Source organism: Pararhizobium gei (assembly GCF_029223885.1).
GTDB classification, from domain to species: Bacteria; Pseudomonadota; Alphaproteobacteria; order Rhizobiales; family Rhizobiaceae; genus Pararhizobium; species Pararhizobium gei.
In genome coordinates this window covers 207,129-230,074 of record NZ_CP119410.1, presented here as the reverse complement: position 1 = coordinate 230,074, position 22,946 = coordinate 207,129, and the positions used below count along the sequence as shown (strand labels likewise).

Sequence of the window (22,946 nt, the reverse complement as noted above, 5' to 3'; positions counted from 1 at the left end):
TGTTCTCCTTTGATTATTGTTGCGTTATTAGTGCCGGAGGTCAGCGAGGAAGCGCTGTGCCCGCGGATGTTTCGGATTGTTGAAGAACTCTTCCGGCGTCGCCATTTCGAGAATCTGACCGGCGTCGATGAACCAGATGCGGTCGGCGACATCGCGGGCAAAACCCATTTCATGGGTCACGCACAGCATCGTCATGCCCTCCGCGGCAAGGCTCTTCATCACGGCCAGCACTTCGCCGACCATTTCCGGATCGAGCGCGCTGGTCGGTTCATCGAACAGCATCACCGGCGGCTCCATGGCGAGGGCCCGGGCTATCGCGACGCGCTGTTGCTGTCCGCCGGAAAGCTGGCCGGGATAGGCATTCGCCTTGTCGGCCAGACCGACGCGGTCAAGCAGAAGCAGGGCCTTGTCATGCGCCTGATGGGCGGGAACGCCTTTGACGCGGATCGGCGACATTGAGACGTTGTCGACCACCGAGAGATGCGGGAACAGGTTGAAGCTCTGGAAGACGAAGCCGATACGGCTGCGCAACTGATTGAGCGTGCTGGTCCTCATCGCCGCATGAATGTTCTGTCCATCGAAAGAGATCGAACCGCTGTTGATCTCTTCCAGCCGGTTGATGGTGCGGATGAGCGTCGATTTTCCCGAACCTGAGGGCCCGCAGATGACCACCACTTCGCCACGACCAACCTCGGCATCGATCTCTTTGAGCACCTGGTAGTCGCCATATTGTTTGGAGACCTTGGAAATCCGGATCGCATTTGGATCCTGCGGCGATGCTGTGCTTGTCATAGCTGCTCCGATGCGATTTTGGCGGGCACGGCCACTGCTGCTGCGGCGCGGTCTCCGCCGAGACCGGCGCGCTTGCGGGTGATACGGCGCTCCAGACGATTGGCGACGAAAGTGATACTCCAGCAGATCGCGTAATAGATCACCGCCAGAATGAGGAAGACCTGGAAGGGCTGGGTCAGCAGCTGGTTATTGACCTGGCTGGCCGCAAAGGTGAGGTCGGGAACGTTGATCACGTAGCCGAGCGTCGTGTCCTTGATGGTCGACACGAAGGTGGAGAGGATGCTCGGGATCATGTTGTACAGCGCCTGCGGCAGAATGATGAAGCGCATCGCTCCGAGATAGCTGTGGCCGAGCGCCTTGGCGGCATCCATCTGGCCATGGCCGAGCGAGACGATACCGGCCCGCACGACTTCGCTGAGGAAGGCGCCCTGATAGATCACCAGCGTCGTCAGCATGGTGACGAAGCTCGGCACGTCGGCGCCGGTTAGCAGCGGAACCAGGAAATAGCTCCACAGGATCAGCATCAGCAGCGGAACGCCGCGCGTTACATAGACCAGCACGGTCACCGGCCAGCGCAGCAGGCGCCATTTCGAGATCCGTGCCAGCGCCATCAGGATGCTGATCGGGAAGGCCAGCGCGATGCTGAGTGCCGAAAGAATGAGCGTGTTGGCGAGACCGCCGAGCGGGCCGTTCGGATATTGGCCGATCAATAGCAGCAGCCAGTAATCCTGGAAGATGGCGATCATGTCGTGGATCATGCCCGTGCCCTCCGGGCTGGATCTGCGCGCATCGAGATGAAGGCGCCGGCACCCATGATGATCAGCGAGAAGAACAGGTAGAGGACCGTGCCGATCAGGTAGACCTCAAACGTGCGAAAGCTGAGGTTTTCGATTTCCTTGACCGCATGCGTAAGCTCCGAGGCGCCGATAACGATGCCAAGACTGCTGTTCTTGAACAAAGAGACGCTGTGATTGATCAGCGGCGGCAGCGCATTGCGAACTCCCTGTGGCATCATCACGAAACGCATTGCCGACAGATATCCGTGGCCGAGCGCCCTTGCCGCTTCCATCTGCCCGGGGCTGACGGAGCGAAGGCCTGACCGCAGGTCTTCGCTGAAATAGGCTGCCTGGCAGAGGCCGAGCCCGATGACCGCAAAGATCGCTTCGGCATTATGGCTGGCCAGCCAGTAAGTCAGCCAGTCCGGCAGCAGCGTGAAGATGCCGAAATACCAGAGCATAAGCTGCACCAGGGTAGGCACGTTCCGGTGGTAGGAAACATAGCCGGCGACAAACGCATTGCCGAAACGGCCGGGCGAAAATCGCAGCGCCAGAAGCAGGATCGCCAGCGTCATTGCCAGCAGCCAGGAACCGATGGCAATCACGAAGGTGATCTCGATGCCATGAATAAGCATCGAGATATACTCGGGATTTGTCAGGATTGCTGAGAGGTCGAACCCGCTCACGGCCTAGAGACCGCCGGCTTGGTGCGCTGTGTTTCCGGCCGTGCCGTCTGGAGGCCGCCCATCACCTGGAGCGTCGGGGTAATTTCCATATGGCCGATGTTGACGGCAACCGGCGTGCCGATGGCATAGGCGATCGCATCGGCAATGTCGGAGGCTTCCGGCAGCTCGAAGCCGTCGATAAAGCGCTCGCGGATCGATGGATCGTCGCCGTGGACATGTGCGAAGATGTCGGTCGCGACGCGCCCCGGGCAGATCTCTGTCACTCGCACGCGCTTGCCGAAGGCATCGATGCGCAGCTGGTTGGAAAGCATGCTGACGGCAGCCTTGGTGGCGTGATAGGATGAGTTGCCACCGAAATTGTAAGCACCGGCGATCGAAGAGATGTTGATGACATGGCCGTTGTCGCGAGCGACCATGCCCGGCACGATCATACGGCAGAGATGTAGGACGGCGCGCAGATTGACGTCGATGATCAGGTCGATGTCCCCCTCGTCCGCCTCGAGGAACTTCTTCGGGCGATCGACGCCAGCATTGTTGACGAGAATGTCGAATTCGATCCAACTGGTCAGCTCGGCGAGTGTTGCGCGGTCGGTTACGTCGATCGCGTGCGGAATGCAGCCGGTCTTTTCGGCCAGTTTCCGCAGCGGCTCGGCGCTTCGGGCCAGAGCGTGGACCTCGATATTCTCCCGGCGCAACCGCTCGACGACGGCTGCCCCAATACCGGAAGACGCCCCGGTGACCAATGCGGTCCTGTAATCGGAAAATGACATTCTTATTCCCCGTCTGTTTTCTGCACCCTAATGGAACTTGCGAACCATGAATAAGACCGATTATCTCTGGAGCGATAAGCAAGCCTTATGGCGCTGACTATTTGCGCAGTTGCGCAATCCTTGTGCTTGTTAATTGAGCAGCAAGAATCCTCTGGCGCATGGTAAGCTATTGAAATATAATGATCTAGGAATGATGAAGGGCCGCCGGTGGTTGCTGGTGACTGAAAGTATAATAGGGTAAAATGCAGCGCGATGGATATCAGACGCCTTAAATCCTTTATCGTGATCGTTGATACCGGCAGCATTACGCGTGCTGCCGATATCCTGCATGTCGCGCAGCCGGCGCTGAGCCAGCAGATCGCCGGGCTCGAAGAGCATTTCGGTCAGAAGCTTCTGTTGCGCAGCCAGCAGGGCGTCAGCATGACGGATGCCGGACATGCTGTTTATCGCCATGCACAGATTATCCTTAGGCAGATGGATCAGGCCCAGGCGGATGCCTCGGCCGCCGGCAATTCGCTGGTCGGTCGCGTCTCGGTCGGCCTCGTGCCGTTCAGCAGCGCGGCGACACTGTCAGTCGATCTTCTGGCCGAGACCCGCAAGCGTCACCCAGGCATCCTTCTGCATCTCACCGAAAGCGTCGGCCAGACTTACAGCCAGATGATCATGACCGGCCGGCTGGAGATGGCGCTGTTACACGGATCCGGCCCAATCAAGGGTGTGAAATTCGAGCCATTGCTGAGCGAGGAGCTTTACCTCGTCGCGCATCCAGATCTGGCCATCGAGCCTGACGACAAGCCGGTTCAGATTGCGGCCCTGGACGGCCTTCCGCTGCTGATGCCGCCTGCGTATAATTTCGTGAGACGCGCCGTCGACACGGCGTTCACGCGCAGCCGGATCAATCTGAAGGTCGTGGCCGAACTGGAAATCGTCAGAACGCTTACGCGAGCGGTCAGTGCCGGCCTTGGAGCGACGATCATGCCGAAGGCTGTCGCCGACCGAATCGTGACGGAATCGAGCGAGCCGCTGATCTGCCGCATGGTTTCCCCTCGTATCGAGGAAACACTGTCACTCTGTGTGGCCGACGGCGTGTCGCTGTCGGAACCGGCCACCGCTGTCCGCGACATCCTGCTGGAACTGACCGCGCGACTGAAACTGCCGCGCGGTCAGTAGCGACACTTAGCGAAGTTCGGAGCAGAACTGGCTGATACGGCCGCAGGCCTCGGTCAGCTTTTCCATGCTTGTCGCGTAGGAAATCCGGAAGAACGGGCTCATACCATAAGCCGCACCCTGTACGGTTGCGACGTGGTGCTCGTTGACCAGCGCCATGACGAAATCTGTATCGGTCTCGATCTTGTGGCCGGCCTTGGAGGTCTTGCCGATCAGGCCCGACATGTTCGGGAAGATATAGAATGCGCCTTCCGGCTTGTGGCAACGGAGGCCCTCGATCTTTGCGAGTTCCGAAAGAACGAAATCGCGACGCTCCTTGTAGATTGCGGCACGCTCCTTCAGCAGATCCTGCGAACCGTCGAGCACTGCCACCGCTGCCGCCTGCACGACGGTTGCCGTGCCGCCGCCATTCTGGCCGTTGACATTACTGATCGCCGAGATGAGGTCTTTCGGGCCGCCGCAGAAGCCGAGGCGCCAGCCAGTCATCGCATAGGCCTTCGAGGCGCCGTTCATGGTCAAAACGCGGTCATAGAGCCGCGGCTCGACTTCGGCGATCGTGCAGAATTCGAAGTCGTCGTAGATCAGGTGTTCGTAGATGTCGTCAGTCATGATCCAGACATCAGGATGCCGCAGCATGACCTCGGCGATCGCCTTCATCTCCTCGCGTGAGCAGGCGGCACCGGTCGGGTTGTTGGGGAAATTGAGAAAAAGCCATTTGGTACGCGGGGTGATCGCAGCTTCCAGGTCTTCAGCACGGAGCTTGAAGCCGGCCTGTTGCGGGCAGGCGACCGGCACCGGGACGCCACCCGCAAACTTGACGATATCCGCGTAGCTGATCCACGACGGCGTCGGGATGACCACTTCGTCGCCCGGATTGATGGTCGCCAGCATGGCATTGAAGATCACCTGCTTGCCACCGCCGGAAACGATGATCTGGCTGACATCGTACTCGAGATTGTTATCCCGCTTGAACTTCCGCGAGATCGCCGCCTTTAGGGCCGGCGTGCCATCCATCGACGGATATTTGGTATCGCCCGCCAGCGCTGCCGCATGTGCCGCCTCGATCGCGTTCGACGGCGTGGGGAAATCGGGCTCGCCGGCCGACAGGCTGATGACATTGACGCCCTTTGCGGCGAGGTCGCGCGCACGCTGGGTCATCGCGGCGGAAGCGGAGATGGAGACGTTCTTCAGACGATCGGCGATTGCTGGCATCGGGTTTGGCTTTCGGTAGCGTTGACTAGAGGATGGATAGGAGAACTTACCCGACGATCTCGGAGGCCGGGGCGAGGACCGCGCCTGTCGCCTCGATCTCGCTTCGAACGATCCGCGCGAGTTCGAGCGATCCTGGCGTATCGCTGTGGACTAGGATGGAACGGGCCGGCATGACAAGCGTAGCGCCTTCGATGGTGGTCACGGTTCCGTCTTTCAGGAATTGCCGGACACGCGCACGCAAGGCATTCTCTTCCTTGATGACGGCACCCGGCTGGCCGCGGGCAACCAGCTTGCCATCGGCGTCATAGGCACGGTCGGCAAGGAACAGCAGCAGCGACTTCAGCCCTGCCCGCGCTGCCGCGTCGGCAATGACGCTTCCGGGCATGGCGAAGACGATGAGATTGGGATCGACGGTGCGGATCGCGTTCATCATCAGGTCGGCAAGTGTGGGATCGCGGTTGACCGTGTTGCCCATCGCCGCATGAAAACTGATATGGGCCACAGGCACCTGCTCGGCCTTGGCAATCGCCGTCAGTGCACCAAGCTGGTAGAGCATCTGCTGGCGAAGTTCGTCATTGGAATAGGGCATTTCCCGGCGGCCGAAACCCTGCCTGTCCGGCAGGCCCGGATGAGCGCCGATACCGACGCCATTGGCTTTGGCCAGCCGAACCATGCGGGCCATCGTATCCGGATCTCCGGCGTGGAAACCGCAGGCGATGTTGGCCGACGAGACGACCTTCATCATCGCTTCGTCATCGCAGAGACTGTAGGGACCGAAGCCCTCGCCCATGTCTGAATTCAAGTCGATCTTCATAACTCTTCCCCATATTTCAACGGCCGGAAATAGTCTTCAAGGCACGATCGACCATCTGCGATGTCACTCGGATATCCTTGAGATATTCTGCGATGGCTTTGTCGAGTGCGCGGCCCTCCGCATGGCTGGAGCGCACGAAACGCAACCGGCTGCCGCTGCGCGCCTGGCCGAGCAACCAGAGATCGGCTTCGAGGACGCCGGCGATCTTAGGATAGCCACCGGCAGTATTGGCATCGCTCATCTGGATGATCGGCTCGCCTGCCGGCGGCACCTGCACGACGCCGGCAACAATGCCGTGCGAACGCATTTCCACCGGCGCGATCGGCCGAATGGCATTCCCGGAAAGCCGGTAGCCGGTGCGGTCGCTCTGCGAGGAAATCTTCCACGTCTGGCTCCAGAACCGCTCGGCATCGGCGCCGAACAGGTCATGTTCACCGGCGGGCAGCGCCCTGATCAGCAGCGTGCCATCGTCGGCAACCGGAAACAGCGAGGCCATTTCGAGCAGCGGCGGAACGACACCAAAACCATAGGCAGCCAGTCCGGAGATCATCGTTTCACCGAGCGGGAGCAGATCGCCCTTCTTCAGGGACCGGCCTCCCATGCCGCCGAAGGAACCCCTTAACGACGTGCTGCGCGATCCCATCACCGGTTCGACGTCCACACCGCCACCGAAGGTGACATAGGCGCGGGCCGATCCGGCCACCGGCGTGACCTCGAGCACCTGCCCGGCTTCGGCCATCTGCATCCACCACGCCGGTATGGCGACATCATCGAGCGTCGCAGCGCCGCCACCGGTGACGGCAAAGGCGGTCTGTTTGCCAAAACGGACGCGGAACGGAAACGTCTGCAACTCGATCGCCGCAGCGCCATCGTCGTTGCCGACGAGCAAGTTGGCGACCTTCAGTGCCAGCGGATCCATCGCGCCGCTGACGGTTACGCCGATATCGCGAAAACCTGTGCGGCCGAGATCCTGTATGGTGTTCAGCGGTCCTGTATCGACGACCTCGATCACAGCTCGATCCTTTCCGGGATGAAACGCACGATATCGCCCGGCGTCATGAGAGCGGGCGTTGCGGCGGTTGGGTCGAATATCGGCAGTTCAGCAAAGCCGATCGAGTTCCAGCCGTTCGGGCCGGTCAGCACCGCAACGCCGGTCTGCATGCCGCCGATGGTGACGCAGCCCTTTTCCATTTTCAGCGACGGCACGGTCTTGCGTGGCATATGAATGCGCGGGTCGAGCCCATGAAGGTAGCCGAAGCCGGGCGCGCTGCCGAGGGCGAACACAGTATAGGTGCCCTCGTGATGGATACGGACAATTTCCCGATCGCGCAGGCCGGAAAGGTCGCAGAGCGCAGCTAGATCGGTGGCGTGTTCGCCGCCATAGGTCACGGCAATCTCGATCATCTTGCCGTGAATGTCGATGCTTTCGGCGCGATCCCAGGCGTCGACAAGCCTTGCTACCACCGCATCCGGATTTTCCGGCACGGCCTTGAAGATCGCCAGCAGATTGGTCATGCCGGGAACGGTCTCGATCACGTCGTCCCAACAGGCAACGACCTGCGTCAGCGCCCAGATCCGCCGCTGTGCCGCGAGATCGAAACCACCCGGCGCCTCAAGCAGGAAAGCACGACCGCCGATGGCCGAAATCTGCACCCGTTCCTGCACGAGAGGAGCGCCGAGCGGCCGAACAGCAATGGAATTCGATGCACGGTTCATGGAAGCAGCTCTGTTTCGAAGAGTGGATGGCCGTAGCCGACCAGCGCGCCGTGTTCGGCAAGAATGTGGGCCAGAACGCCTGCTTTCGGGGCCTTGACCGGCAGCAGGACCGGGCCGACGCGGATGAAGCCGAGGATTTCGCCAGGGCCAACCTCACGCGTCAAAGTGCCAGGAACCGGCTGAAAAACGCCGGCCAACGGAGCCTTGACAATATTTGTTTCCGCAGTCTTTGCAGCATCGACCAGTACCGAGGCAGCGCCGGTGCGCTCAACGACGATGCGCAGTTTCTGTGCACCGCGCTCGATCTCGATGCCGTCGACACCGGCCTTCGTCAGGGCTTCGGAAATCGCGGCGATGGCAGAGGGATCGCTGAGATTGAAGTCGCTCATGATGCGTTCCGCTGCTTCAGCCATTTCTCGAGATAGTGGATATCGGTGCCGCCGGCGGCAAAGCCTTCGTCCTCGAACAGCGAGCGCAGCAGCGGCAGATTGGTGGAAATGCCTTCGACCTGCGTGTCCGCCAGCGCCGACCGCATCAGCACGATCGCTTCGGCGCGGGTTGGCGCGTGGACGATCAGCTTGCCGATCAGTGAGTCGTAATAGGGCGGGACCTTGTAGCCGGCATGCACATGCGTATCGACTCGGATACCGGGGCCGGATGGCAGCTGCAAACCGATAATTGTGCCGGCCGAGGCGAGAAATGTCTCTGGGTCTTCAGCATTGATGCGGCATTCGAAGGCATGGCCGTCGGCCGCGACATCGGCTTGGGAGATCGTCAGCGGAATGCCCTGCGCGGCCCTGATTTGCGCCTGGACGATGTCGATACCGCTGGTCATTTCGGTCACCGGATGTTCGACCTGTAACCGGGTGTTCATCTCGATGAAATAGAAGCCGCCGTCCTCGTATAGGAATTCGAACGTGCCGACGCCGCGATAGCCGATCTGCTGGCAGGCCGTGACGCAGGCATCGGCCACCGGGCCGATGATCTCGTGCGGAATGCCGGGTGCCGGGGCTTCCTCGACGACCTTCTGATGACGGCGCTGCATCGAGCAGTCGCGGTGACCGAGCCAGACGGCGTTACCATGCACATCGCACAGCACCTGTATTTCCACATGGCGCGGATGCTGGAGGAATTTCTCCATGTAGAGCGCCGGCGTGCCGAATGCCTGGCGGGCTTCCTCCCGGGTCGTCGAAACCGATGAGTGCAGCGCACCGGCATCCGCGACAACGCGCATGCCGCGTCCGCCGCCACCACCGGCCGCCTTGACGATGACCGGATAGCCGATTTCCGCCGCGATGGCCTCGGCCGCCGCCCTGTCGTCGGGCAATTCGGAATCAGGACCGGGGACGCAGGGCACGCCGGCGGCGATCATCGCGGTCTTGGCGGCGATCTTGTCGCCCATGGTGGAGATCGACTGTGCGGTCGGGCCGATGAATACCATGCCCGCATCTTCGACGGCTGCCGAAAACGCTGCATTCTCGGACAGAAACCCATAGCCGGGATGAACCGCTCCAGCGCCGGTCATTCTAGCCGCCAGCAGGATCGCATCCCTGTTGAGATAGCTCTTGCCGGCACTGGCCGGGCCGATGCAAATGAATTTGTCAGCGAGTTTGCCGTAGCTCGCCTGACGGTCGGCTTCGGAACAGACCATCACCGTCTTCAGCCCGAGATCCTTGCAGGCTTTCAGGATGCGCAGGGCGATCTCGCCGCGGTTGGCGATCAGCACGGTATCGAAACCGCGCTTGTCTCCGGTATTTTCGTGGGCGACCTGTGACATCAGGCGATCTCCGCCAGAAGGTCACCGACCTCGACCTCGGCGCCATCCGCAGCATCAATGCTGACGATGCGGCCCGCACGCGGCGCGGTGATGCTGTTGAAAACCTTCATGGCTTCTATGATGAACAATGTCTGGCCAACCTCGACCATGTCGCCGAGCGCAACGAACGCCTTTTCGCCGGGTGCCGGCGCGACGTGCAGAAGACCGAAGATCGGCGAGGTGACCGAGGTGGAGGTCTTGGTCGCAGCAGCACTTTCTGCCGGCTTTGCAGCTGCAGCGGAGGTGGCGGCAGGCTTGCCATTGCGGAAGATCCGCACGGTCGTGTCTTTTTCCGTGACCGTGAGTTCGGTGATGTTCGATTGGCCGACGAAGTCGATCAACGTCTTGATTTTCGAGAGGTCCATACGTCACCCATGCACAAGGCCGCCGGTATTTCCGCTGGCAGATGCAGCGTCAGGCGCCATTCTGACTACATCAGTGGCCGCGTGATGGGGTCAGACGAAGTTTTGATGGAGCGCTTTTCCAGTTCTCTCCCGGCACCGTCCGTGTTGAAAGACAATCGGGAGGTTTGTGAATGCGGTGAACGGTCATGAATCCCAGACTAGGAATAGCCCTCAAGGTGCTGGCGGCGCTCTGCGCTACGCTGATGGCGGCGAGCATCAAGGCGCTGGATGGCCAGATCCCGAGTGGTGAAGTGGTGTTCTTCCGCTCGATCTTCGCTCTGCTGCCGCTGCTGATCTGGCTTAGCCTACAAGGAAACATTCTCGCGCTGACTAAAACCCGGCATTTCGGCGGCCATGCGGTGCGCAGCCTTTCCGGCACTGGCGGCATGTTCTTCAGCTATCTGGCACTGGCCTACCTGCCGCTCGCCGATGCGACGGCGCTGAGTTACGCGGCGCCGCTGTTTACGGTCGTTCTCGCTGCCGTCCTCCTAGATGAGGTCATCCGTGGCTATCGCTGGACTTCGGTGGCGATCGGCTTCCTCGGAGTGCTGCTGATGCTCTTGCCGCATCTCAATTTTTTCGATACGGCAAGCACCGCAACGATGCTCGGGAGCGCGGCGGGCCTTCTGGCGGCACTGTTTTCGGCAGTCTCGGCGGTGCAGATCCGCCATCTCGCCAGGACCGAACAGCCTGGCGCGATCGTGCTGTATTTCTCGCTGATCACCACAGTCATCGGCCTGGCGACGATCGTCTTCGGCTGGACCATGCCGACGATCTGGCAGTTCGGTTTTCTGCTGTCAGCCGGAATATTCGGCGGCATGGCGCAGATACTGGTCACCGTCAGCCTGCGTCACGCACAGGCTTCGCTTCTGGCTCCGTTCGAATACACCACCATGCTGTGGTCGGTGCTGATCGGCTATTTCGCGCTCGGCCAACTGCCGGTCGCAACGACGATCGTCGGCGGTGTCGTCGTCGCAGCCGCCGGTCTCTTTGCCGTGTGGCGGGAAAGCCGGCTGAAGCGCAGCATGCAGCTGGCGGAAAACGCGCTGGCCAAGCACGAGACCTGACGCGTTCTCGCTCTTCCGGGATTTTATCAGATATCGGACTTGAAGCCCTTGGCCTTCAGCACCGGCTCGAGGTTGCTGACCTCGATCACCGACTTGCCGGCCTTGTAGGCCGCGATATAGCCGGCTTCGGCATCTTCACGAGCCTGCGAAAGCTTTGCGACCTCCTGGGCCTCGCCACGACGCACCACAACCAGTCCGTCGGCATCGCCGACGATGATGTCGCCGGGATAGATCAGTTCGTCACCGATTATGATCGGATCGTTGACGGACGTTAGGGTTTCCTTAACCGTACCCTTGATGCAGACGCTGAGCGAAAACACAGGGAATCCAAGGTCGCGAAGCTGTAGCGTATCGCGAACACCGGTATCGGTGACGAGGCCGCCGATACCCTTCGCAAGGCAGGCGTTGGCGAGAACGTCGCCGAACGAGCCGGCTTCTTCGTATTCGCCGCCGGAGACGACGATGATATCGCCCGGACTGGCGTAGTTGATGGCAAGCTGCAGCATGATGTTGTCGCGCGGCGCGCTCTTGACCGTGAAGGCCGGGCCGCAGAGCTTCATCCGGTAATCGACTGGCTTGATACGCGACGACAATGCGCCGCGACGGCCCTGCGCCTCATGGATGGTGGCCGGCGAGAACGGCGTCAGCGCTGCGATGTCTTCCTTGCTCGGACGCTCGGGAATCTGCTTGATGTGGATCATGGTGATCTCCGTATGGATTTTTGCGATTTCAGTGATTTCGGTGGATGGCGGACATGAACCCTTGAACGTCGGGATGCGTGTCCTTCGAGAAAAACAGGTCCGGCGCTGCGTCGAAGGTCAGTTCGCCCTTCTTCAGGAACCAAATGCGGTCGGCGACTTCACGGGCGAATGCCATTTCGTGGGTGACGCACATCATGGTGATGCCGCCGCCGGAAAGCTCCTTGAGGAGTTTCAGAACTTCACTGACCATTTCCGGATCGAGCGCGCTGGTCGGCTCGTCGAGAATCAGCACTTCGGGTTGCAAAATCATGGAGCGAGCGATCGCCACGCGCTGTGACTGGCCACCAGAAATATCCGCCGGCAAGGATCCTGCCTTGTCGGCAAGACCGACCCGCTCCAGCATCAGCATGGCTGTTGGCAGCGCCTGCTTGCGGGATTGCCCGCGCAGACGGCGTAACGGCAGCATGACATTGTCGATGACCGACAGATGCGGGAACAGGTTGAACTGCTGGAAGACGAAGCCGATGCCGGTTCGCAGTTCGTTCACATCGACGGATTTTGCGTGGATGTCCCTACCGGCAAGCGTGATCTTGCCTTTCTGGATCGGCTCCAGCCGGTTTACGGTTCTGACCAAAGTGGATTTGCCCGAGCCGGATGGTCCGCAGAGCACGATCGTGGTGCCCTTCTCGACCGTAGCGGTGATGTCATGGATGACCTGCAGCGCGCCATACCATTTGGAAACGTTCTGGAACGCGATCATGCCACGACCTCCACGATGACCCGCCCGGTGCGACGTTTGGAAATTCGCCTTTCAAGGACGCCGGTTGCCTGACTGAGCGCGAAGCAGAGGACAAAATAGGTGGCGGCGAGAATGCCGAAAATCTGCAGCGGCTTGGTGACTTCGTTGGAGTTCACCTGAAGCATGGCGTAGGAAAGCTCCGGCACTGCGATGATCGAGCCCAGCGACGATTCCTTGATGATCGTCGTCAGCTGGTTAACGATACCGGGAACGACGTTGAACAGCGCCTGCGGCAACACGATCTTGAACGTCGTCGGGATGTAACCCAGGCCAAGCGCCTTGGCGGCCTCCATCTGGCCTTTCGGCAGGCCTTCGATACCGGCAGCGATGATCTCGCCGAGATACGCGGTCTGATAAACGACGATGGCGATGATCAGCGTATAGGTGGCATCGATCGGGAAACCGATGACCACCGGCAGCGCGAAATAGGCCCAGAAGATCAGCATCAGCAGCGGGATGGCGCGAACGCAGTGGACGAAGCCACTGGCGATCGATTTCAATGGCTTCGAATCGCCGGTGCGGGCAAGCGCGATCAGGATGGCGCAGGGAAAGGTGACGAGCAGGCTGACAAAGGAGATGATCAGCGTCATCGCCAGGCCGCCGAGCTTGCCGTGCGGATATTCACCGATCAGCAGCAGGATGCCGTATTCTTGCAGAATCTCGAGCATCTACTTAACCCTCAACCGATAGCGCGTGGACAGGATCGACGAGCCCCACATGATCGCAAATGAAATGACCATGTAGATCGCCGTCACGAGGCCGTAGGCTTCGAAAATCCGGAAGGACTGTTCCTCAACATAGCGCGCCTGATAGCTGAGTTCGGCGACGCCTATGCCGGCCGCAAGGCTGGTGCCTTTGAACAGGATCAGCGTCTGGCCGAGCAGCGCCGGAAGCGCCAACCGCCAGGCCTGCGGCAGGATCACCCAGCGCATCGCGCCGAGATAGTTGAGGCCGATCGAGCGGGCCGCCTCCATCTGGGCCGGATGGATCGAGCGAAGACCGCTGCGGAAATCCTCCGACATGTACGCGGCCTTGTTGAGCGCCAGGGCGACTATGGCGTAGCCGATTTCGGCACCGACATCGTTGAGATAATCATTGACCGCTTCCGGCAGGACCACTGCAAAGCCGAAATACCAGACAAACAGCTGGATCAGGATCGGCACGTTGCGGTGATATTCGACGAAGGCCGCGACGAGGAATTGCGTCGGCTTGAATTCGATCGCCCTGACCACAGTAAGCAACACCGCCAGAACCAGTCCGATGACCCACGAGATGGCGAACAGGATCAGCGTGGTCTGAAGACCCTGCAGGATGAGATCGAGATACTCTCCCTGCAGGACTTTGCTGAAATCGAGTTGATAGCCCATATCGATACAGTCCCGCTCTGGCGCGTCGCAAAGCCGACAGACGGCTCACTTTTCATTCCGGCCGTCGTTGAGATTGGCCCGGCAGGCAGTCGACCTGCCGGAAGGTGTTGGCAGGTGCCTATTCCTTGAACCAGCTTTCCTGCGGCTTGCCGAATTCGAACTTGCGCTCAGCCTTCAGCTCGGAATCCTTGCCCAGCCACTTGTCGTAAAGCTTCTGGCCTTCGCCTGAGGTTTCAAGCTCAGCGAGGAAGGTGTTGGTTGCCTTGACCAATTCCGGCGAGCCCTTGCGGAATGCAAACCCGGACGGCATCGAGAGCAGCGGTTCGTCAAGGAAGCGCAGGGCCTTGATGTCGGCACCAGCATTGCGCTCGACGGCTTTGCCTTCCGAGTAACGATAGACGGTGGCCTTCACCTTTCCCTGCTGCAGAGCCAGGAAGGATGCGGCGCTAGTTTCGAACGAAAGCACGCGGGCGTCGGGAACGCGTTTTTCAGTAAGCGGGATCAGAACGGAGCCCTTGACGAGACCGATACGCTGGCCGGCAAGATCATCGACCTTGGTGATATCCGACTTGTCGAGCACGACGAAATTGAAGTCCTCGGCGACATAAGCGCCACTGAAATCCACCTGCTCGGCGCGCTGCTTGCTGTAGCTCAAAAGCGAAGACAGAATATCGACACGGCCCTGTGTCAGTTCGGCCATGCGTGTCTGCGGTGAAACAGCAGTCAGCTTCGGTGTGACGCCGAGATATTTCGCCAGCATCTGGCAGATTTCGATCTCATATCCGGCCGGCTCGCGGGTTTTTGGGTCTTGGAAGCCGAGTGGCGGCGAATTGGTCAGCACCCCGCAGTTGAGCTCGCCGGCAGCCTTGATGTCGTTAAGCTGTTCTGCAGAAGCGATGGTTGAAAGGCCAGCGGCGCCGGCAAAAATGGCGGCAGCCAGGATGTGCTTCAGTCTCATGGTGATCCTCCTTGGCAGCATCCTCCTGCTGCAAGCGTCATTTATAAGCAGCCACCACTATTCGAACAAATATATATTGGAGATATCTGTTATATGTTATATATATATCGGAGAAGGGGCACAAGATGGCACTCGACCTTCTGAAAATGCGCTATTTCGCCAAGATCGCCGAACTGGGCTCGTTCACCCGCGCCTCCAGCGAACTGGGTGTCGCGCAGCCGGCGCTCAGTTCTCACATGCGCGCACTTGAGGCGCAGTTAGGCGTTCTGTTGCTGAACCGAACCCCGAGAGGCGCGGTGGTGACCGAGGCGGGACAGACCCTGCTGTCACATGCGCAAGCCATCCTGCGCGCGGTCGATCAAGCCGAAGCCGCGACAAAAGAGCAGGCGAAATATCCGACCGGCGACGTGTCGCTTGGCATCCTCAGTTCGATCTGCCCGACGCTGACAGTCCCGGTGATTGAGGAATGCTCAGCGCGTTTTCCCAAAATCCGGTTGACGGTGAGCGAAGGCGACAGTCAGGCGCTGCGCACAGCGGTGGAGACCCGCATGCATGATCTTGCGGTCACACTGGAGAGCGTCGCCAAATCGACCGCTGTTCCGCTGTTCGACGAGACGCTTTATGCGATAGGGCCACAGGGGCGGTTCTCACGCGACGAGGTGTTGACGGTCGAGGAGGCGCTGGGCCTGCCGATGATCCTGCCGACGCGCAGGCACGGCATTCGCATCCTGCTCGAGCGGCAGGCGCTGATGCTGGGGCGGGAACTGAATATCGTTCAGGAAATAGAAGGTGTGGCCAGCACCAAGGCGGCGATACGCGCCGGGCATGGCCTGACCATTTTCGGGCGTGGCGCGGCCTATGCCGATCACGAAAACGGCGATCTCTCCGCCGTCCCTCTGTCGCGCCCCAGCCTGGCGCGGCGGCTGGTGCTCGACATGCCGGTCAACCATCCGCCAACCCGCGCCGTCCTCGAGGTGCGCGCCATTCTGCTCGGCGTGGTCTCGCGTCTTGGGCTGGAAGGTCACTGGACCTGCCTGCCGCAGGTGAATGCGGCAGGCAAATGATCAAGGCGTTTTATGAAAATGCGATCTGCGCCTTCATTGCCTGACTGCGGTCGGAGGCGATCTCGAAGGCGGACAGCGCCTGTTCCAGCGGCACGGTATGGGTAATCAACGGCTTGACGTCGATCAGCCCATTGCGCATCAGTTGCACGCCGGTTGCGAACTCCTCGTGGAAACGGAAGGAACCGCGCAGGTCGAGTTCCTTGGCGGTGATCGCCATCATCGGCAGGCTCATATCGCCGCTGAGGCCGAGCTGGACGATGATGCTGCGCGGACGCAGGGCTGCGATGCCACCGGTCAGTGCCGCGACTGCGCCAGAGCACTCGTAGAGAATGTCGAACGTGCCTTTGTCGACGGAATAGGGGGCCAGCGCCTCCGGCTCGTTCTTCGTGTTGATGATGCGATCGGCACCGGCCTTCCTGGCCATGCCGAGCGTGAAATCGGACAGGTCGGTCGCGACGATCTCGCCAGCGCCGGCCCGGCGGGCGGCAAGGATCGCCAGCACGCCGATTGGGCCACAGCCGGTGACCAGTACGCGCTTGCCGAGCAGTTCGCCAGCGCGGCGGGTAGCATGCAGCACGACGGCCAGTGGTTCGGCCATGGCCGCTTCGGCTGGGGTCAGGTCGCCGGCCGGTACGCATTGCAACGCATCGGCCACCAGGCTCTCGCGGAAAGCGCCCTGGACATGCGGGAACGGCATGGCGCTGCCGTAAAAACGCATATTGAGGCACTGGTTGTGCAGGCCCTGCTGGCAATATTGGCAGATCCGGCAGGGACGCGACGGCGACACGGCGACAAGTTCGCCGATCGACAGACCTTCGACGCCCTCCCCCAGTTCCTCGACATAGGCCGAAACCTCGTGGCCAAGGATCATCGGCTGCTTGAGGCGAACGGCGCCGAAACCACCATGGTTGTAATAATGCAGGTCGCTGCCGCAGATGCCGCCTGTGGCGAGCCTCAACTTGACTTCGCCCGGACCGGGTTTTTTATCCTGCACGTCTTCGATGCGCAGGTCCTTGGCCGCATGTGCGACAATGGCTTTCATGATCGTAACCCTCACAGAACCGGTGTCGGGAGCGCTGCGCCCGAAAAATGCGCTTCGAGATTGTCGCGCAACAGCTTGCCCATCGCCTGACGGGTTTCGAACGTGCCCGAGGCATGGTGCGGCTGCAGCAGCACATTGTCGAGCGACAGGAAGCGCGGGTTGAGCTTCGGCTCGCCCTCGAACACGTCAAGCGCAGCCGAACCCAGGATGCCGTCTTCCAGCGCCGCGAGAAGCGCGTCTTCATCGATGTTGGAGGCGCGGGAAATGTTGATCAACATGCCCTCGGCACCGAGTGCTGCGATGACATCCCTCCCGACGATATGGCGGGTATCGGCGGAGGCCGCCAGCGTGACGAACAGGAAGTCGACGTTTTTCGCCAGTTCCACCGAATCTGCCACGAAGGTCATGCCTTCGGCGAAGGATTTTGGTTCGACGTCGCTATAGGAAATCTGCATGTCGAAACCCTTGAGGCGCTTGGCGACCTCGAAGCCGATGCGGCCGAGGCCGAGCACGCCGGCGCGACGACCCCAGACACGGCGCTTCAGCGGATAAAGACCTTTGGCTACCCAGCTGCCATCCTTCACCCAGGTCTCTGCGCCGATCACACCGCGCGACTGGCAGAGCATCATCGCAATACCGAGATCGGCCACGTCATTGGTCAGCACGTCGGGCGTATTGGTGACGCGAATGCCCTTTTCGCGGCAGGCGGCGAGATCGACGGCATCGTAGCCGACGCCATAGACCGAGATGACTTCGAGATCGGGGCAGGCCTCGATCATCGCCCGGTTGGCGCCGAGTTCGCCACGCGTGGCGATGCCACGGATACCGGGGCCAACTTCCGCGAGGAAGGCAGGCTTATCGACCGCGTCGAAGTATCGATACACTTCGAATGCTGCGTTAAGGGGTTCCTCGTCCCACTGCGGATAAGGGCCGATTTGTAGGATCTGCGGCTTCGCCATTTTGGTGTTCACTCCCATGGAAACGTCTTGACAGGCAATGTTATCGATAACATAACCATCGACAACGAACTTTGTCGAGATAAAAATCGGAGGACACCATGTCGCTGCAGCTTTTCGACCTGAAGGAAAAACGCGCGCTCATCACCGGCTCGTCGCAGGGAATAGGGTTTGCCCTGGCACAGGGTCTAGCGGCAGCCGGCGCCTCGATCGTCCTCAATGGTCGCGACGAGACCAAGCTGAAAGCTGCCGCCGAAGGCTTCGAGACTGAGGTCGATATCCTCGCGTTCGATGCCACCGATCATCAGGCGGCGCGCGACGCCGTCGATCGTTTCGAGGCGGAAACCGGCGCCATCGACATCCTCGTCAACAATGCCGGCATGCAATACCGTTCCGCGCTGGAAGACTTTCCCGCCGACGCCTTCGAGCGCCTTCTGCGCACCAACGTGTCGAGCGTCTTCAATGTCGGCCAGGCCGTCGCCCGTCACATGATCGCGCGCGGCAAGGGCAAGATCATCAATATCGCCAGCGTCCAGACGGCTCTTGCCCGACCTGGCATAGCGCCCTACACCGCCACCAAGGGTGCTGTCGGCAACCTGACCAAGGGCATGGCGACCGACTGGGCAAAACACGGCCTGCAGTGCAACGCCATTGCCCCCGGCTATTTCGACACGCCGCTCAATGCCGCTCTGGTCAGCGACGAGACATTTTCAGCCTGGCTCGAAAAGCGCACGCCGGCCGGCCGCTGGGGCAAGGTCGAGGAACTGGTCGGCGCCTGTATCTTCCTGTCATCGGACGCCTCTTCCTTCGTCAACGGCCACACGCTCTATGTCGATGGCGGCATCACGGCATCGCTCTGATATGGCGAAACCGACCCGCATCGTCATCATGGGCGTCTCCGGTTGCGGCAAGTCGTCGGTCGGCGAAGCGCTCGCCACAGCAATTGGCGACCGCTATATCGACGGCGACGACATGCATTTGCCAGCCAGCATCGCCAAGATGCAGGCCGGGAAACCGCTTGAGGATAGCGATCGCTGGCCGTGGCTCGACCGGATCGGCGAGACGCTGGCCATGGCCGGGAACACCACCATCGTCGGCTGCTCGGCACTGAAGCGGATCTATCGCGACCGTATCCGCAAGGATGCCGGCGGAGGGGTGCTGTTCGTGCATCTGTCCGGCCCGAAAGAGGTCATCGCCCAGCGGATGAAAGCCCGGCCGGGTCATTTAATGCCGGCATCGCTGGTCGACAGCCAGTTCGCCACGCTCGAACCGCCAACCGCCGATGAAGCCTCGGTAACCGTCGCCATCAACCAGCCATTGGCAGCGGTTGTATCGATGGTGACGGCATCGATCGCGGCGCTGGATCCTTGAGGCGAACCGCTTGCAATGCAGCCTGAAAGGCGATGTAGTGCCATGACGTCAAACCACAGACAGTATCCGATCCGATGAGTTCAGGCCGCAAGCCGCCGATCATGGCCGATATCGCTCGCCGGGCCGGCGTATCGTCGATGACGGTGTCGCGTGCCTTCAAGGCAGATAGCCTGGTCAGCCCGGAAACCCGCGATGCCATTCTGACGGCGGCCGAGGAACTGGGCTATGTCTTCGACGCCACGGCCTCGAACCTGCGCTCGAAAAAGACGGATTTCGTCGCCGTCATCATCCCGTCGATCAACAACGCCAATTTCGCCGATACGGTCGCCGGCCTGTCCGAGGTGCTCGGCCGCAGTAACATGCAGACCCTGCTGGGCTATACGAATTACGACATGCAGATCGAGGAGAGGTTGATCGAGCAACTGCTGCGCCGCAAGCCACAGGCGATTGTCGTCACCGGCGGCCGCCACACGCAGCGGGGCCGGAAGCTGCTCGAAAACTCCAATATTCCGGTGATCGAGACCTGGGATGTGCCGGAACAGCCTGTCGGCTATTACGTCGGCTTTTCCAATGCCGCGGCGGTGCAGCTTATGGTCGATCACTTCATCGCTGTAGGCTACCGGCGCATCGCCTTCATCGGTGGCGATGCTGGTGGTGACACACGCGGCAGCGACCGCCGTCTCGGCTTCGTGCAAGCAATGACGGCGCATGGCCTCGACCCTACCCGGTTGATTGCTGCCGGTCCTCCGCCGATTTCGATGCGCGAAGGGGCTGATGCAATGTCCCGCCTGCTGGACAGTTATCCGGACACCGACGCGGTGATCTGCGTTTCTGACCTTTCTGCCTTCGGAGCTCTCACCGAATGTCAGCGCCAGGGCATCGCAGTGCCCGAAAAGATCGCCGTCGGCGGTTTTGGCAATTACGAGATCAGCGATGTCTGCGTACCGACCCTAACGACGATCGACGCCCGCTCAAGGGCGATCGGCGAGAAGACCGGTGCTTTCATTCTCGACATTCTTACCGGGTCCGGCGATGTCTCGAACCTAACGATCATGCCGGAATTGATCGTGCGGGCGAGCTCTACTTAGACAAACCAAAATTTCCAAGGAGATAGGATAATTTTTCTCCCAGTGTACCGCCTTTAACCAATTCGGACCTAAGTCACACCAAATCCCATAGAAGCATACATGGCGCTACATCGGATACTTACCCAATCTTCATGCCCGTGGCGGGCACTGTAAACTTAACGGCCTTGGGTCAAGGTAAGGCACGAGGTCTGCGATCATGCTACCTGAAGATGGGCGATCCCGCTCCATATCTGCATCGCGGCGCCTCGCAGCTCGCGATAGTGGTGAGATGGAATGTCGTGGCGGGGAATTTGGAAGAGGTTGGCGATCGGGTCGTGGATTGAAACGAAGCGCTGAAGTTGTCGCGGTGACTCGAACCGCTTCATGATCCTCTCCCGTCGCCGGATAGGTTGATGAGAATTCTCAGCCCGATTGTTCAGGCCCTTGTGCGAACGATGCTCGACGCCGGCATAATCTCCCGCTTCGCCGCACCATAGGATCGAAGCTTGTCGGTTATCGTAACGCGCGGGGCAGAACCTTGCCCTTTCAGAAGCTTGCGCATCAACCGCTTGGCAGCCCTGGCATCGCGGCGGCTTTGGACCAGAACGTCGAGGACGAAGCCATGCTGATCGGCGGCGCGCCATAACCAGTGTTTCTTCCCTCCAATGGTGATGACGACCTCGTCGAGGTACCATTTGTCACCGAGCCTACCGGCTGATCGCTTCCGGATATCATTGGCGAACTGCCTGCCGAATTTCTCTGCCCACAATCTTACGGTCTGGTGAGAGACGATGATACCTCGAGCTGCCAGCATATCCTCGACCATGCGCAGGCTGAGCGGAAACCGGAAATAGAGCCATACGGCATGGGCAATCACTTCCGCTGGAAACCGGTGGCGACGATAGAGAAGATCACGTGCAGATCTGGCCATGCCGACAGATCCCACATTTTAATCGTTTCTCAGTTAACTTTACAGTGCAGGTTAGGGATCGACGCGTTGTTGCCCTTCCGTCCTATCCGCCTCCCGCATCGACATCAGGTCGTCTTAACGGTGATGGCGACGTCGATATTGCCCCTTACCGCGTTCGAATAGGGGCACGTCGCATGCGCCACTTGCACGATCTCCTCAGCCGTTGCCTGATCGAGCCCAGTAATCGCCACTTCGAGCGCCACTGAAAGTGCAAAACCACCGCTGCCATTTGGCTGCAAACCCACTTCGGCCACGACCACGATGTCAGTATCCTTCACCCTGATCGCCTTGTTGCGTGTGATGTGGATCACCGCATTTTCGAAGCAGGCCGCATAGCCGGCCGCGAACAGTTGCTCGGGATTAGTCGCACCGCCCTTGCCGCCATCGTCGCGGACAGCGCCAGCGGAAGATCAAGAAGACCGTCCTCGCTGAGGACGGTGCCGCTGCGGCCACCGATCGCGGTGACTTTGGTGCTGTAGAGTGCGCTCATCGTCGGGCTCCTGTCACAGCATCTCTGACATGCCAAACGAAGTCAGCATCTCGTTCTGAATCGGGCGTACGGCCTCGTTCAGTCGATGAACGCCGAAGTCCAGACCTTCGGGCATGACGACCGTGCGCAATGGACGCCGCTCCGTGGCCTCGACCAGCTCCGCGATGGCATCGGCCACGCGTTGGGGGCGCGGGGGATTGGCCTCGTCCTGTCCATCATTGGCGTGGGCCTTGATCTGACCGGGGATCGCCGCGACCTCGCCGTAGGACGCAAGCACGGTCTGGTCGGATGGCTCCGGGCTCGACGAGATGAGGTTGCTCGGGAATGGCCCCGGCTCGACAATGACGGAGTCGATTCCGAAGCCCTTCAGTTCATACCGATAGGCTTCGGCAAGCCCCTCGAGCGCAAACTTGCTCGCGGAGTAGGTGCCGAAGAACGGAAAAACCACCCGACCCATCAGGGATGTCACGTGCACGAGGAGTCCGCTGCCGGCGGCACGCATATGCGGCAGAACAGCGCGGTCTGCCCGTACGGCGCCGAAGAAATTCACCGCAAATAGCCGTTCGATGTCTGCCACCGTGTAGGCTTCGGTGACCCCGACGGGCATAAGTCCGGCATTGTTGACCAGAACATCGATCTTTCCGTGCTGCTTGAAGACCTGGTCGATCGTGGAATTGACCGAGGCCTCGTCGGCGACGTCCATTTCAAGGACTTGCAGCTCATGGCCTTCGGCTTTCGATGAGTCGATAAGGTCCGTTCGGACCTTAGCATTTCTTCCCTCAACGTCCCGCATGGTCGCAACCACCGTATGGCCCCGCCTTGCGAGTTCCAGCACCGTGAGGTTTCCGAAACCACTGCTTGCGCCTGTGACAATAACGACTTTTCCGCTCATCTTCAGTTCTCTCTCTTTGAAATCCTTTGGCCGTAAACCGTCAATAGAC

The 22,946-nt window shown here is 60.4% G+C and carries 25 protein-coding genes and 2 pseudogenes; 6 read left to right on the top strand and 21 right to left on the bottom strand.

Going from position 1 to position 22,946, the window contains the following annotated elements:
• Positions 1-27: 27 nt before the first annotated feature.
• The 4 genes from PY308_RS22145 to PY308_RS22130 are packed head-to-tail and all read right to left on the bottom strand — an operon-like array spanning position 28 to position 3,024.
• Positions 28-792 (bottom strand): amino acid ABC transporter ATP-binding protein, encoded by a 765-nt coding sequence (locus tag PY308_RS22145; RefSeq protein ID WP_275791329.1) that lies wholly within the window; start codon positions 790-792, stop codon positions 28-30.
• The gene (locus tag PY308_RS22140) at positions 789-1,550 is read right to left on the bottom strand and encodes an amino acid ABC transporter permease (RefSeq protein ID WP_275791328.1); all 762 of its coding nucleotides are present in this window, start codon (positions 1,548-1,550) and stop codon (positions 789-791) included. The genes PY308_RS22145 and PY308_RS22140 overlap by 4 nt, the downstream gene beginning before the upstream one ends.
• Positions 1,547-2,254, bottom strand: coding sequence for an amino acid ABC transporter permease (locus PY308_RS22135; RefSeq protein ID WP_275791327.1), 708 nt, complete (start codon positions 2,252-2,254; stop codon positions 1,547-1,549). The genes PY308_RS22140 and PY308_RS22135 overlap by 4 nt, the downstream gene beginning before the upstream one ends.
• Positions 2,251-3,024: an SDR family oxidoreductase gene (locus tag PY308_RS22130; RefSeq protein ID WP_275791326.1), complete on the bottom strand. Its 774-nt coding sequence runs from the start codon at positions 3,022-3,024 to the stop codon at positions 2,251-2,253. The genes PY308_RS22135 and PY308_RS22130 overlap by 4 nt, the downstream gene beginning before the upstream one ends.
• 252 nt (positions 3,025-3,276) lie before the next feature.
• On the opposite strand from PY308_RS22130, the gene nac reads away from it, so the two are divergent.
• Complete coding sequence (gene nac / locus PY308_RS22125; RefSeq protein ID WP_275791325.1) at positions 3,277-4,194, top strand: nitrogen assimilation transcriptional regulator NAC; 918 nt, start codon at positions 3,277-3,279, stop codon at positions 4,192-4,194.
• A 6-nt stretch (positions 4,195-4,200) separates the two neighbouring features.
• Here nac and PY308_RS22120 read toward each other — a convergent pair whose 3' ends face one another.
• The 7 genes from PY308_RS22120 to PY308_RS22090 are packed head-to-tail and all read right to left on the bottom strand — an operon-like array spanning position 4,201 to position 10,114.
• Positions 4,201-5,403 carry a pyridoxal phosphate-dependent aminotransferase gene (locus PY308_RS22120; protein WP_275791324.1) on the bottom strand — a complete coding sequence of 401 codons (1,203 nt, stop codon included), beginning with the start codon at positions 5,401-5,403 and terminating at the stop codon, positions 4,201-4,203.
• A 46-nt stretch (positions 5,404-5,449) separates the two neighbouring features.
• Positions 5,450-6,217, bottom strand: a complete 768-nt coding sequence (locus PY308_RS22115) for a 5-oxoprolinase subunit PxpA (protein WP_275791322.1) — start codon at positions 6,215-6,217, stop codon at positions 5,450-5,452.
• A gap of 16 nt (positions 6,218-6,233) precedes the next feature.
• Positions 6,234-7,229, bottom strand: coding sequence for a 5-oxoprolinase subunit C family protein (locus PY308_RS22110; RefSeq protein WP_275791321.1), 996 nt, complete (start codon positions 7,227-7,229; stop codon positions 6,234-6,236).
• Entirely contained in the window at positions 7,226-7,933 is a 708-nt protein-coding gene (gene pxpB, locus PY308_RS22105; protein WP_275791320.1) for a 5-oxoprolinase subunit PxpB, read from the bottom strand. The genes PY308_RS22110 and pxpB overlap by 4 nt, the downstream gene beginning before the upstream one ends.
• Positions 7,930-8,322, bottom strand: coding sequence for a biotin/lipoyl attachment domain-containing protein (locus tag PY308_RS22100; protein WP_275791319.1), 393 nt, complete (start codon positions 8,320-8,322; stop codon positions 7,930-7,932). Before PY308_RS22100 ends, pxpB begins: the two co-directional genes overlap by 4 nt.
• Positions 8,319-9,710, bottom strand: a complete 1,392-nt coding sequence (gene accC / locus PY308_RS22095) for an acetyl-CoA carboxylase biotin carboxylase subunit (protein ID WP_275791318.1) — start codon at positions 9,708-9,710, stop codon at positions 8,319-8,321. The genes PY308_RS22100 and accC overlap by 4 nt, the downstream gene beginning before the upstream one ends.
• Positions 9,710-10,114, bottom strand: coding sequence for an acetyl-CoA carboxylase biotin carboxyl carrier protein (locus tag PY308_RS22090; RefSeq protein ID WP_275791316.1), 405 nt, complete (start codon positions 10,112-10,114; stop codon positions 9,710-9,712). Before PY308_RS22090 ends, accC begins: the two co-directional genes overlap by 1 nt.
• Positions 10,115-10,299: 185 nt before the next feature.
• On the opposite strand from PY308_RS22090, the gene PY308_RS22085 reads away from it, so the two are divergent.
• Entirely contained in the window at positions 10,300-11,220 is a 921-nt protein-coding gene (locus PY308_RS22085; protein ID WP_275791315.1) for a DMT family transporter, read from the top strand.
• 26 nt (positions 11,221-11,246) lie between these two features.
• Here the strand turns inward: PY308_RS22085 and PY308_RS22080 are convergent, their stop codons facing one another.
• The 5 genes from PY308_RS22080 to PY308_RS22060 all read right to left on the bottom strand — a co-directional run bounded on the left by PY308_RS22080 (position 11,247) and on the right by PY308_RS22060 (position 15,045).
• The gene (locus tag PY308_RS22080; RefSeq protein WP_275791314.1) at positions 11,247-11,921 is read right to left on the bottom strand and encodes a 4-carboxy-4-hydroxy-2-oxoadipate aldolase/oxaloacetate decarboxylase; all 675 of its coding nucleotides are present in this window, start codon (positions 11,919-11,921) and stop codon (positions 11,247-11,249) included.
• A 28-nt stretch (positions 11,922-11,949) separates the two neighbouring features.
• A complete protein-coding gene (locus tag PY308_RS22075; protein ID WP_275791313.1) occupies positions 11,950-12,681 on the bottom strand; it encodes an amino acid ABC transporter ATP-binding protein in 732 nt (243 codons plus the stop codon).
• Positions 12,678-13,388 (bottom strand): amino acid ABC transporter permease, encoded by a 711-nt coding sequence (locus tag PY308_RS22070; RefSeq protein ID WP_275791312.1) that lies wholly within the window; start codon positions 13,386-13,388, stop codon positions 12,678-12,680. Before PY308_RS22070 ends, PY308_RS22075 begins: the two co-directional genes overlap by 4 nt.
• Positions 13,389-14,087: an amino acid ABC transporter permease gene (locus PY308_RS22065; protein WP_275791311.1), complete on the bottom strand. Its 699-nt coding sequence runs from the start codon at positions 14,085-14,087 to the stop codon at positions 13,389-13,391.
• 118 nt (positions 14,088-14,205) lie between these two features.
• Positions 14,206-15,045 carry a transporter substrate-binding domain-containing protein gene (locus PY308_RS22060; RefSeq protein ID WP_275791310.1) on the bottom strand — a complete coding sequence of 280 codons (840 nt, stop codon included), beginning with the start codon at positions 15,043-15,045 and terminating at the stop codon, positions 14,206-14,208.
• A 125-nt stretch (positions 15,046-15,170) separates the two neighbouring features.
• Here PY308_RS22060 and PY308_RS22055 point away from each other — a divergent pair, with 125 nt between their 5' ends.
• Positions 15,171-16,109, top strand: a complete 939-nt coding sequence (locus tag PY308_RS22055; RefSeq protein WP_275791309.1) for a LysR family transcriptional regulator — start codon at positions 15,171-15,173, stop codon at positions 16,107-16,109.
• Positions 16,110-16,119: 10 nt separating this feature from the next.
• Here PY308_RS22055 and PY308_RS22050 read toward each other — a convergent pair whose 3' ends face one another.
• Both PY308_RS22050 and PY308_RS22045 read right to left on the bottom strand, forming a co-directional pair.
• Positions 16,120-17,151 carry an L-idonate 5-dehydrogenase gene (locus PY308_RS22050; RefSeq protein ID WP_275791308.1) on the bottom strand — a complete coding sequence of 344 codons (1,032 nt, stop codon included), beginning with the start codon at positions 17,149-17,151 and terminating at the stop codon, positions 16,120-16,122.
• Positions 17,152-17,162: 11 nt separating this feature from the next.
• Entirely contained in the window at positions 17,163-18,110 is a 948-nt protein-coding gene (locus tag PY308_RS22045; RefSeq protein WP_275791507.1) for a 2-hydroxyacid dehydrogenase, read from the bottom strand.
• Between the two features lie 98 nt (positions 18,111-18,208).
• Here PY308_RS22045 and PY308_RS22040 point away from each other — a divergent pair, with 98 nt between their 5' ends.
• From PY308_RS22040 to PY308_RS22030, 3 genes are all read left to right on the top strand, one after another.
• Positions 18,209-18,967 carry an SDR family oxidoreductase gene (locus PY308_RS22040; RefSeq protein ID WP_275791307.1) on the top strand — a complete coding sequence of 253 codons (759 nt, stop codon included), beginning with the start codon at positions 18,209-18,211 and terminating at the stop codon, positions 18,965-18,967.
• 1 nt (position 18,968) lies between these two features.
• Positions 18,969-19,478 carry a gluconokinase gene (locus PY308_RS22035; protein ID WP_275791305.1) on the top strand — a complete coding sequence of 170 codons (510 nt, stop codon included), beginning with the start codon at positions 18,969-18,971 and terminating at the stop codon, positions 19,476-19,478.
• A 74-nt stretch (positions 19,479-19,552) separates the two neighbouring features.
• Entirely contained in the window at positions 19,553-20,566 is a 1,014-nt protein-coding gene (locus PY308_RS22030) for a LacI family DNA-binding transcriptional regulator (RefSeq protein WP_275791304.1), read from the top strand.
• 194 nt (positions 20,567-20,760) lie between these two features.
• Here PY308_RS22030 and PY308_RS22025 read toward each other — a convergent pair.
• From PY308_RS22025 to PY308_RS22015, 3 genes and pseudogenes are all read right to left on the bottom strand, one after another.
• Positions 20,761-21,476: pseudogene (locus tag PY308_RS22025) on the bottom strand (IS6 family transposase).
• A gap of 104 nt (positions 21,477-21,580) precedes the next feature.
• Positions 21,581-22,005 (bottom strand): annotated as a pseudogene (locus tag PY308_RS22020) (organic hydroperoxide resistance protein).
• 13 nt (positions 22,006-22,018) lie between these two features.
• The gene (locus PY308_RS22015; RefSeq protein ID WP_275785359.1) at positions 22,019-22,897 is read right to left on the bottom strand and encodes an SDR family oxidoreductase; all 879 of its coding nucleotides are present in this window, start codon (positions 22,895-22,897) and stop codon (positions 22,019-22,021) included.
• Positions 22,898-22,946: the final 49 nt, after the last annotated feature.

What these genes read in the sequence shown, in the direction of transcription:
- PY308_RS22030 (WP_275791304.1), top strand. Translation starts at nt 19,553, where the DNA reads ATGAGTTCAGGCCGCAAGCCGCCGATCATGGCCGATATCGCTCGCCGG.
- nac (WP_275791325.1), top strand. Translation starts at nt 3,277, where the DNA reads ATGGATATCAGACGCCTTAAATCCTTTATCGTGATCGTTGATACCGGC.
- PY308_RS22140 (WP_275791328.1), bottom strand. Translation starts at nt 1,550, where the DNA reads ATGATCCACGACATGATCGCCATCTTCCAGGATTACTGGCTGCTGCTA.
- PY308_RS22070 (WP_275791312.1), bottom strand. Translation starts at nt 13,388, where the DNA reads ATGCTCGAGATTCTGCAAGAATACGGCATCCTGCTGCTGATCGGTGAA.
- PY308_RS22015 (WP_275785359.1), bottom strand. Translation starts at nt 22,897, where the DNA reads ATGAGCGGAAAAGTCGTTATTGTCACAGGCGCAAGCAGTGGTTTCGGA.
- PY308_RS22055 (WP_275791309.1), top strand. Translation starts at nt 15,171, where the DNA reads ATGGCACTCGACCTTCTGAAAATGCGCTATTTCGCCAAGATCGCCGAA.
- PY308_RS22120 (WP_275791324.1), bottom strand. Translation starts at nt 5,403, where the DNA reads ATGCCAGCAATCGCCGATCGTCTGAAGAACGTCTCCATCTCCGCTTCC.
- PY308_RS22080 (WP_275791314.1), bottom strand. Translation starts at nt 11,921, where the DNA reads ATGATCCACATCAAGCAGATTCCCGAGCGTCCGAGCAAGGAAGACATC.
- PY308_RS22065 (WP_275791311.1), bottom strand. Translation starts at nt 14,087, where the DNA reads ATGGGCTATCAACTCGATTTCAGCAAAGTCCTGCAGGGAGAGTATCTC.
- PY308_RS22035 (WP_275791305.1), top strand. Translation starts at nt 18,969, where the DNA reads ATGGCGAAACCGACCCGCATCGTCATCATGGGCGTCTCCGGTTGCGGC.
- PY308_RS22115 (WP_275791322.1), bottom strand. Translation starts at nt 6,217, where the DNA reads ATGAAGATCGACTTGAATTCAGACATGGGCGAGGGCTTCGGTCCCTAC.
- PY308_RS22075 (WP_275791313.1), bottom strand. Translation starts at nt 12,681, where the DNA reads ATGATCGCGTTCCAGAACGTTTCCAAATGGTATGGCGCGCTGCAGGTC.
- PY308_RS22100 (WP_275791319.1), bottom strand. Translation starts at nt 8,322, where the DNA reads ATGAGCGACTTCAATCTCAGCGATCCCTCTGCCATCGCCGCGATTTCC.
- PY308_RS22045 (WP_275791507.1), bottom strand. Translation starts at nt 18,110, where the DNA reads ATGGCGAAGCCGCAGATCCTACAAATCGGCCCTTATCCGCAGTGGGAC.
- PY308_RS22145 (WP_275791329.1), bottom strand. Translation starts at nt 792, where the DNA reads ATGACAAGCACAGCATCGCCGCAGGATCCAAATGCGATCCGGATTTCC.
- accC (WP_275791318.1), bottom strand. Translation starts at nt 9,710, where the DNA reads ATGTCACAGGTCGCCCACGAAAATACCGGAGACAAGCGCGGTTTCGAT.
- PY308_RS22040 (WP_275791307.1), top strand. Translation starts at nt 18,209, where the DNA reads ATGTCGCTGCAGCTTTTCGACCTGAAGGAAAAACGCGCGCTCATCACC.
- pxpB (WP_275791320.1), bottom strand. Translation starts at nt 7,933, where the DNA reads ATGAACCGTGCATCGAATTCCATTGCTGTTCGGCCGCTCGGCGCTCCT.
- PY308_RS22090 (WP_275791316.1), bottom strand. Translation starts at nt 10,114, where the DNA reads ATGGACCTCTCGAAAATCAAGACGTTGATCGACTTCGTCGGCCAATCG.
- PY308_RS22085 (WP_275791315.1), top strand. Translation starts at nt 10,300, where the DNA reads ATGAATCCCAGACTAGGAATAGCCCTCAAGGTGCTGGCGGCGCTCTGC.
- PY308_RS22130 (WP_275791326.1), bottom strand. Translation starts at nt 3,024, where the DNA reads ATGTCATTTTCCGATTACAGGACCGCATTGGTCACCGGGGCGTCTTCC.
- PY308_RS22060 (WP_275791310.1), bottom strand. Translation starts at nt 15,045, where the DNA reads ATGAGACTGAAGCACATCCTGGCTGCCGCCATTTTTGCCGGCGCCGCT.
- PY308_RS22050 (WP_275791308.1), bottom strand. Translation starts at nt 17,151, where the DNA reads ATGAAAGCCATTGTCGCACATGCGGCCAAGGACCTGCGCATCGAAGAC.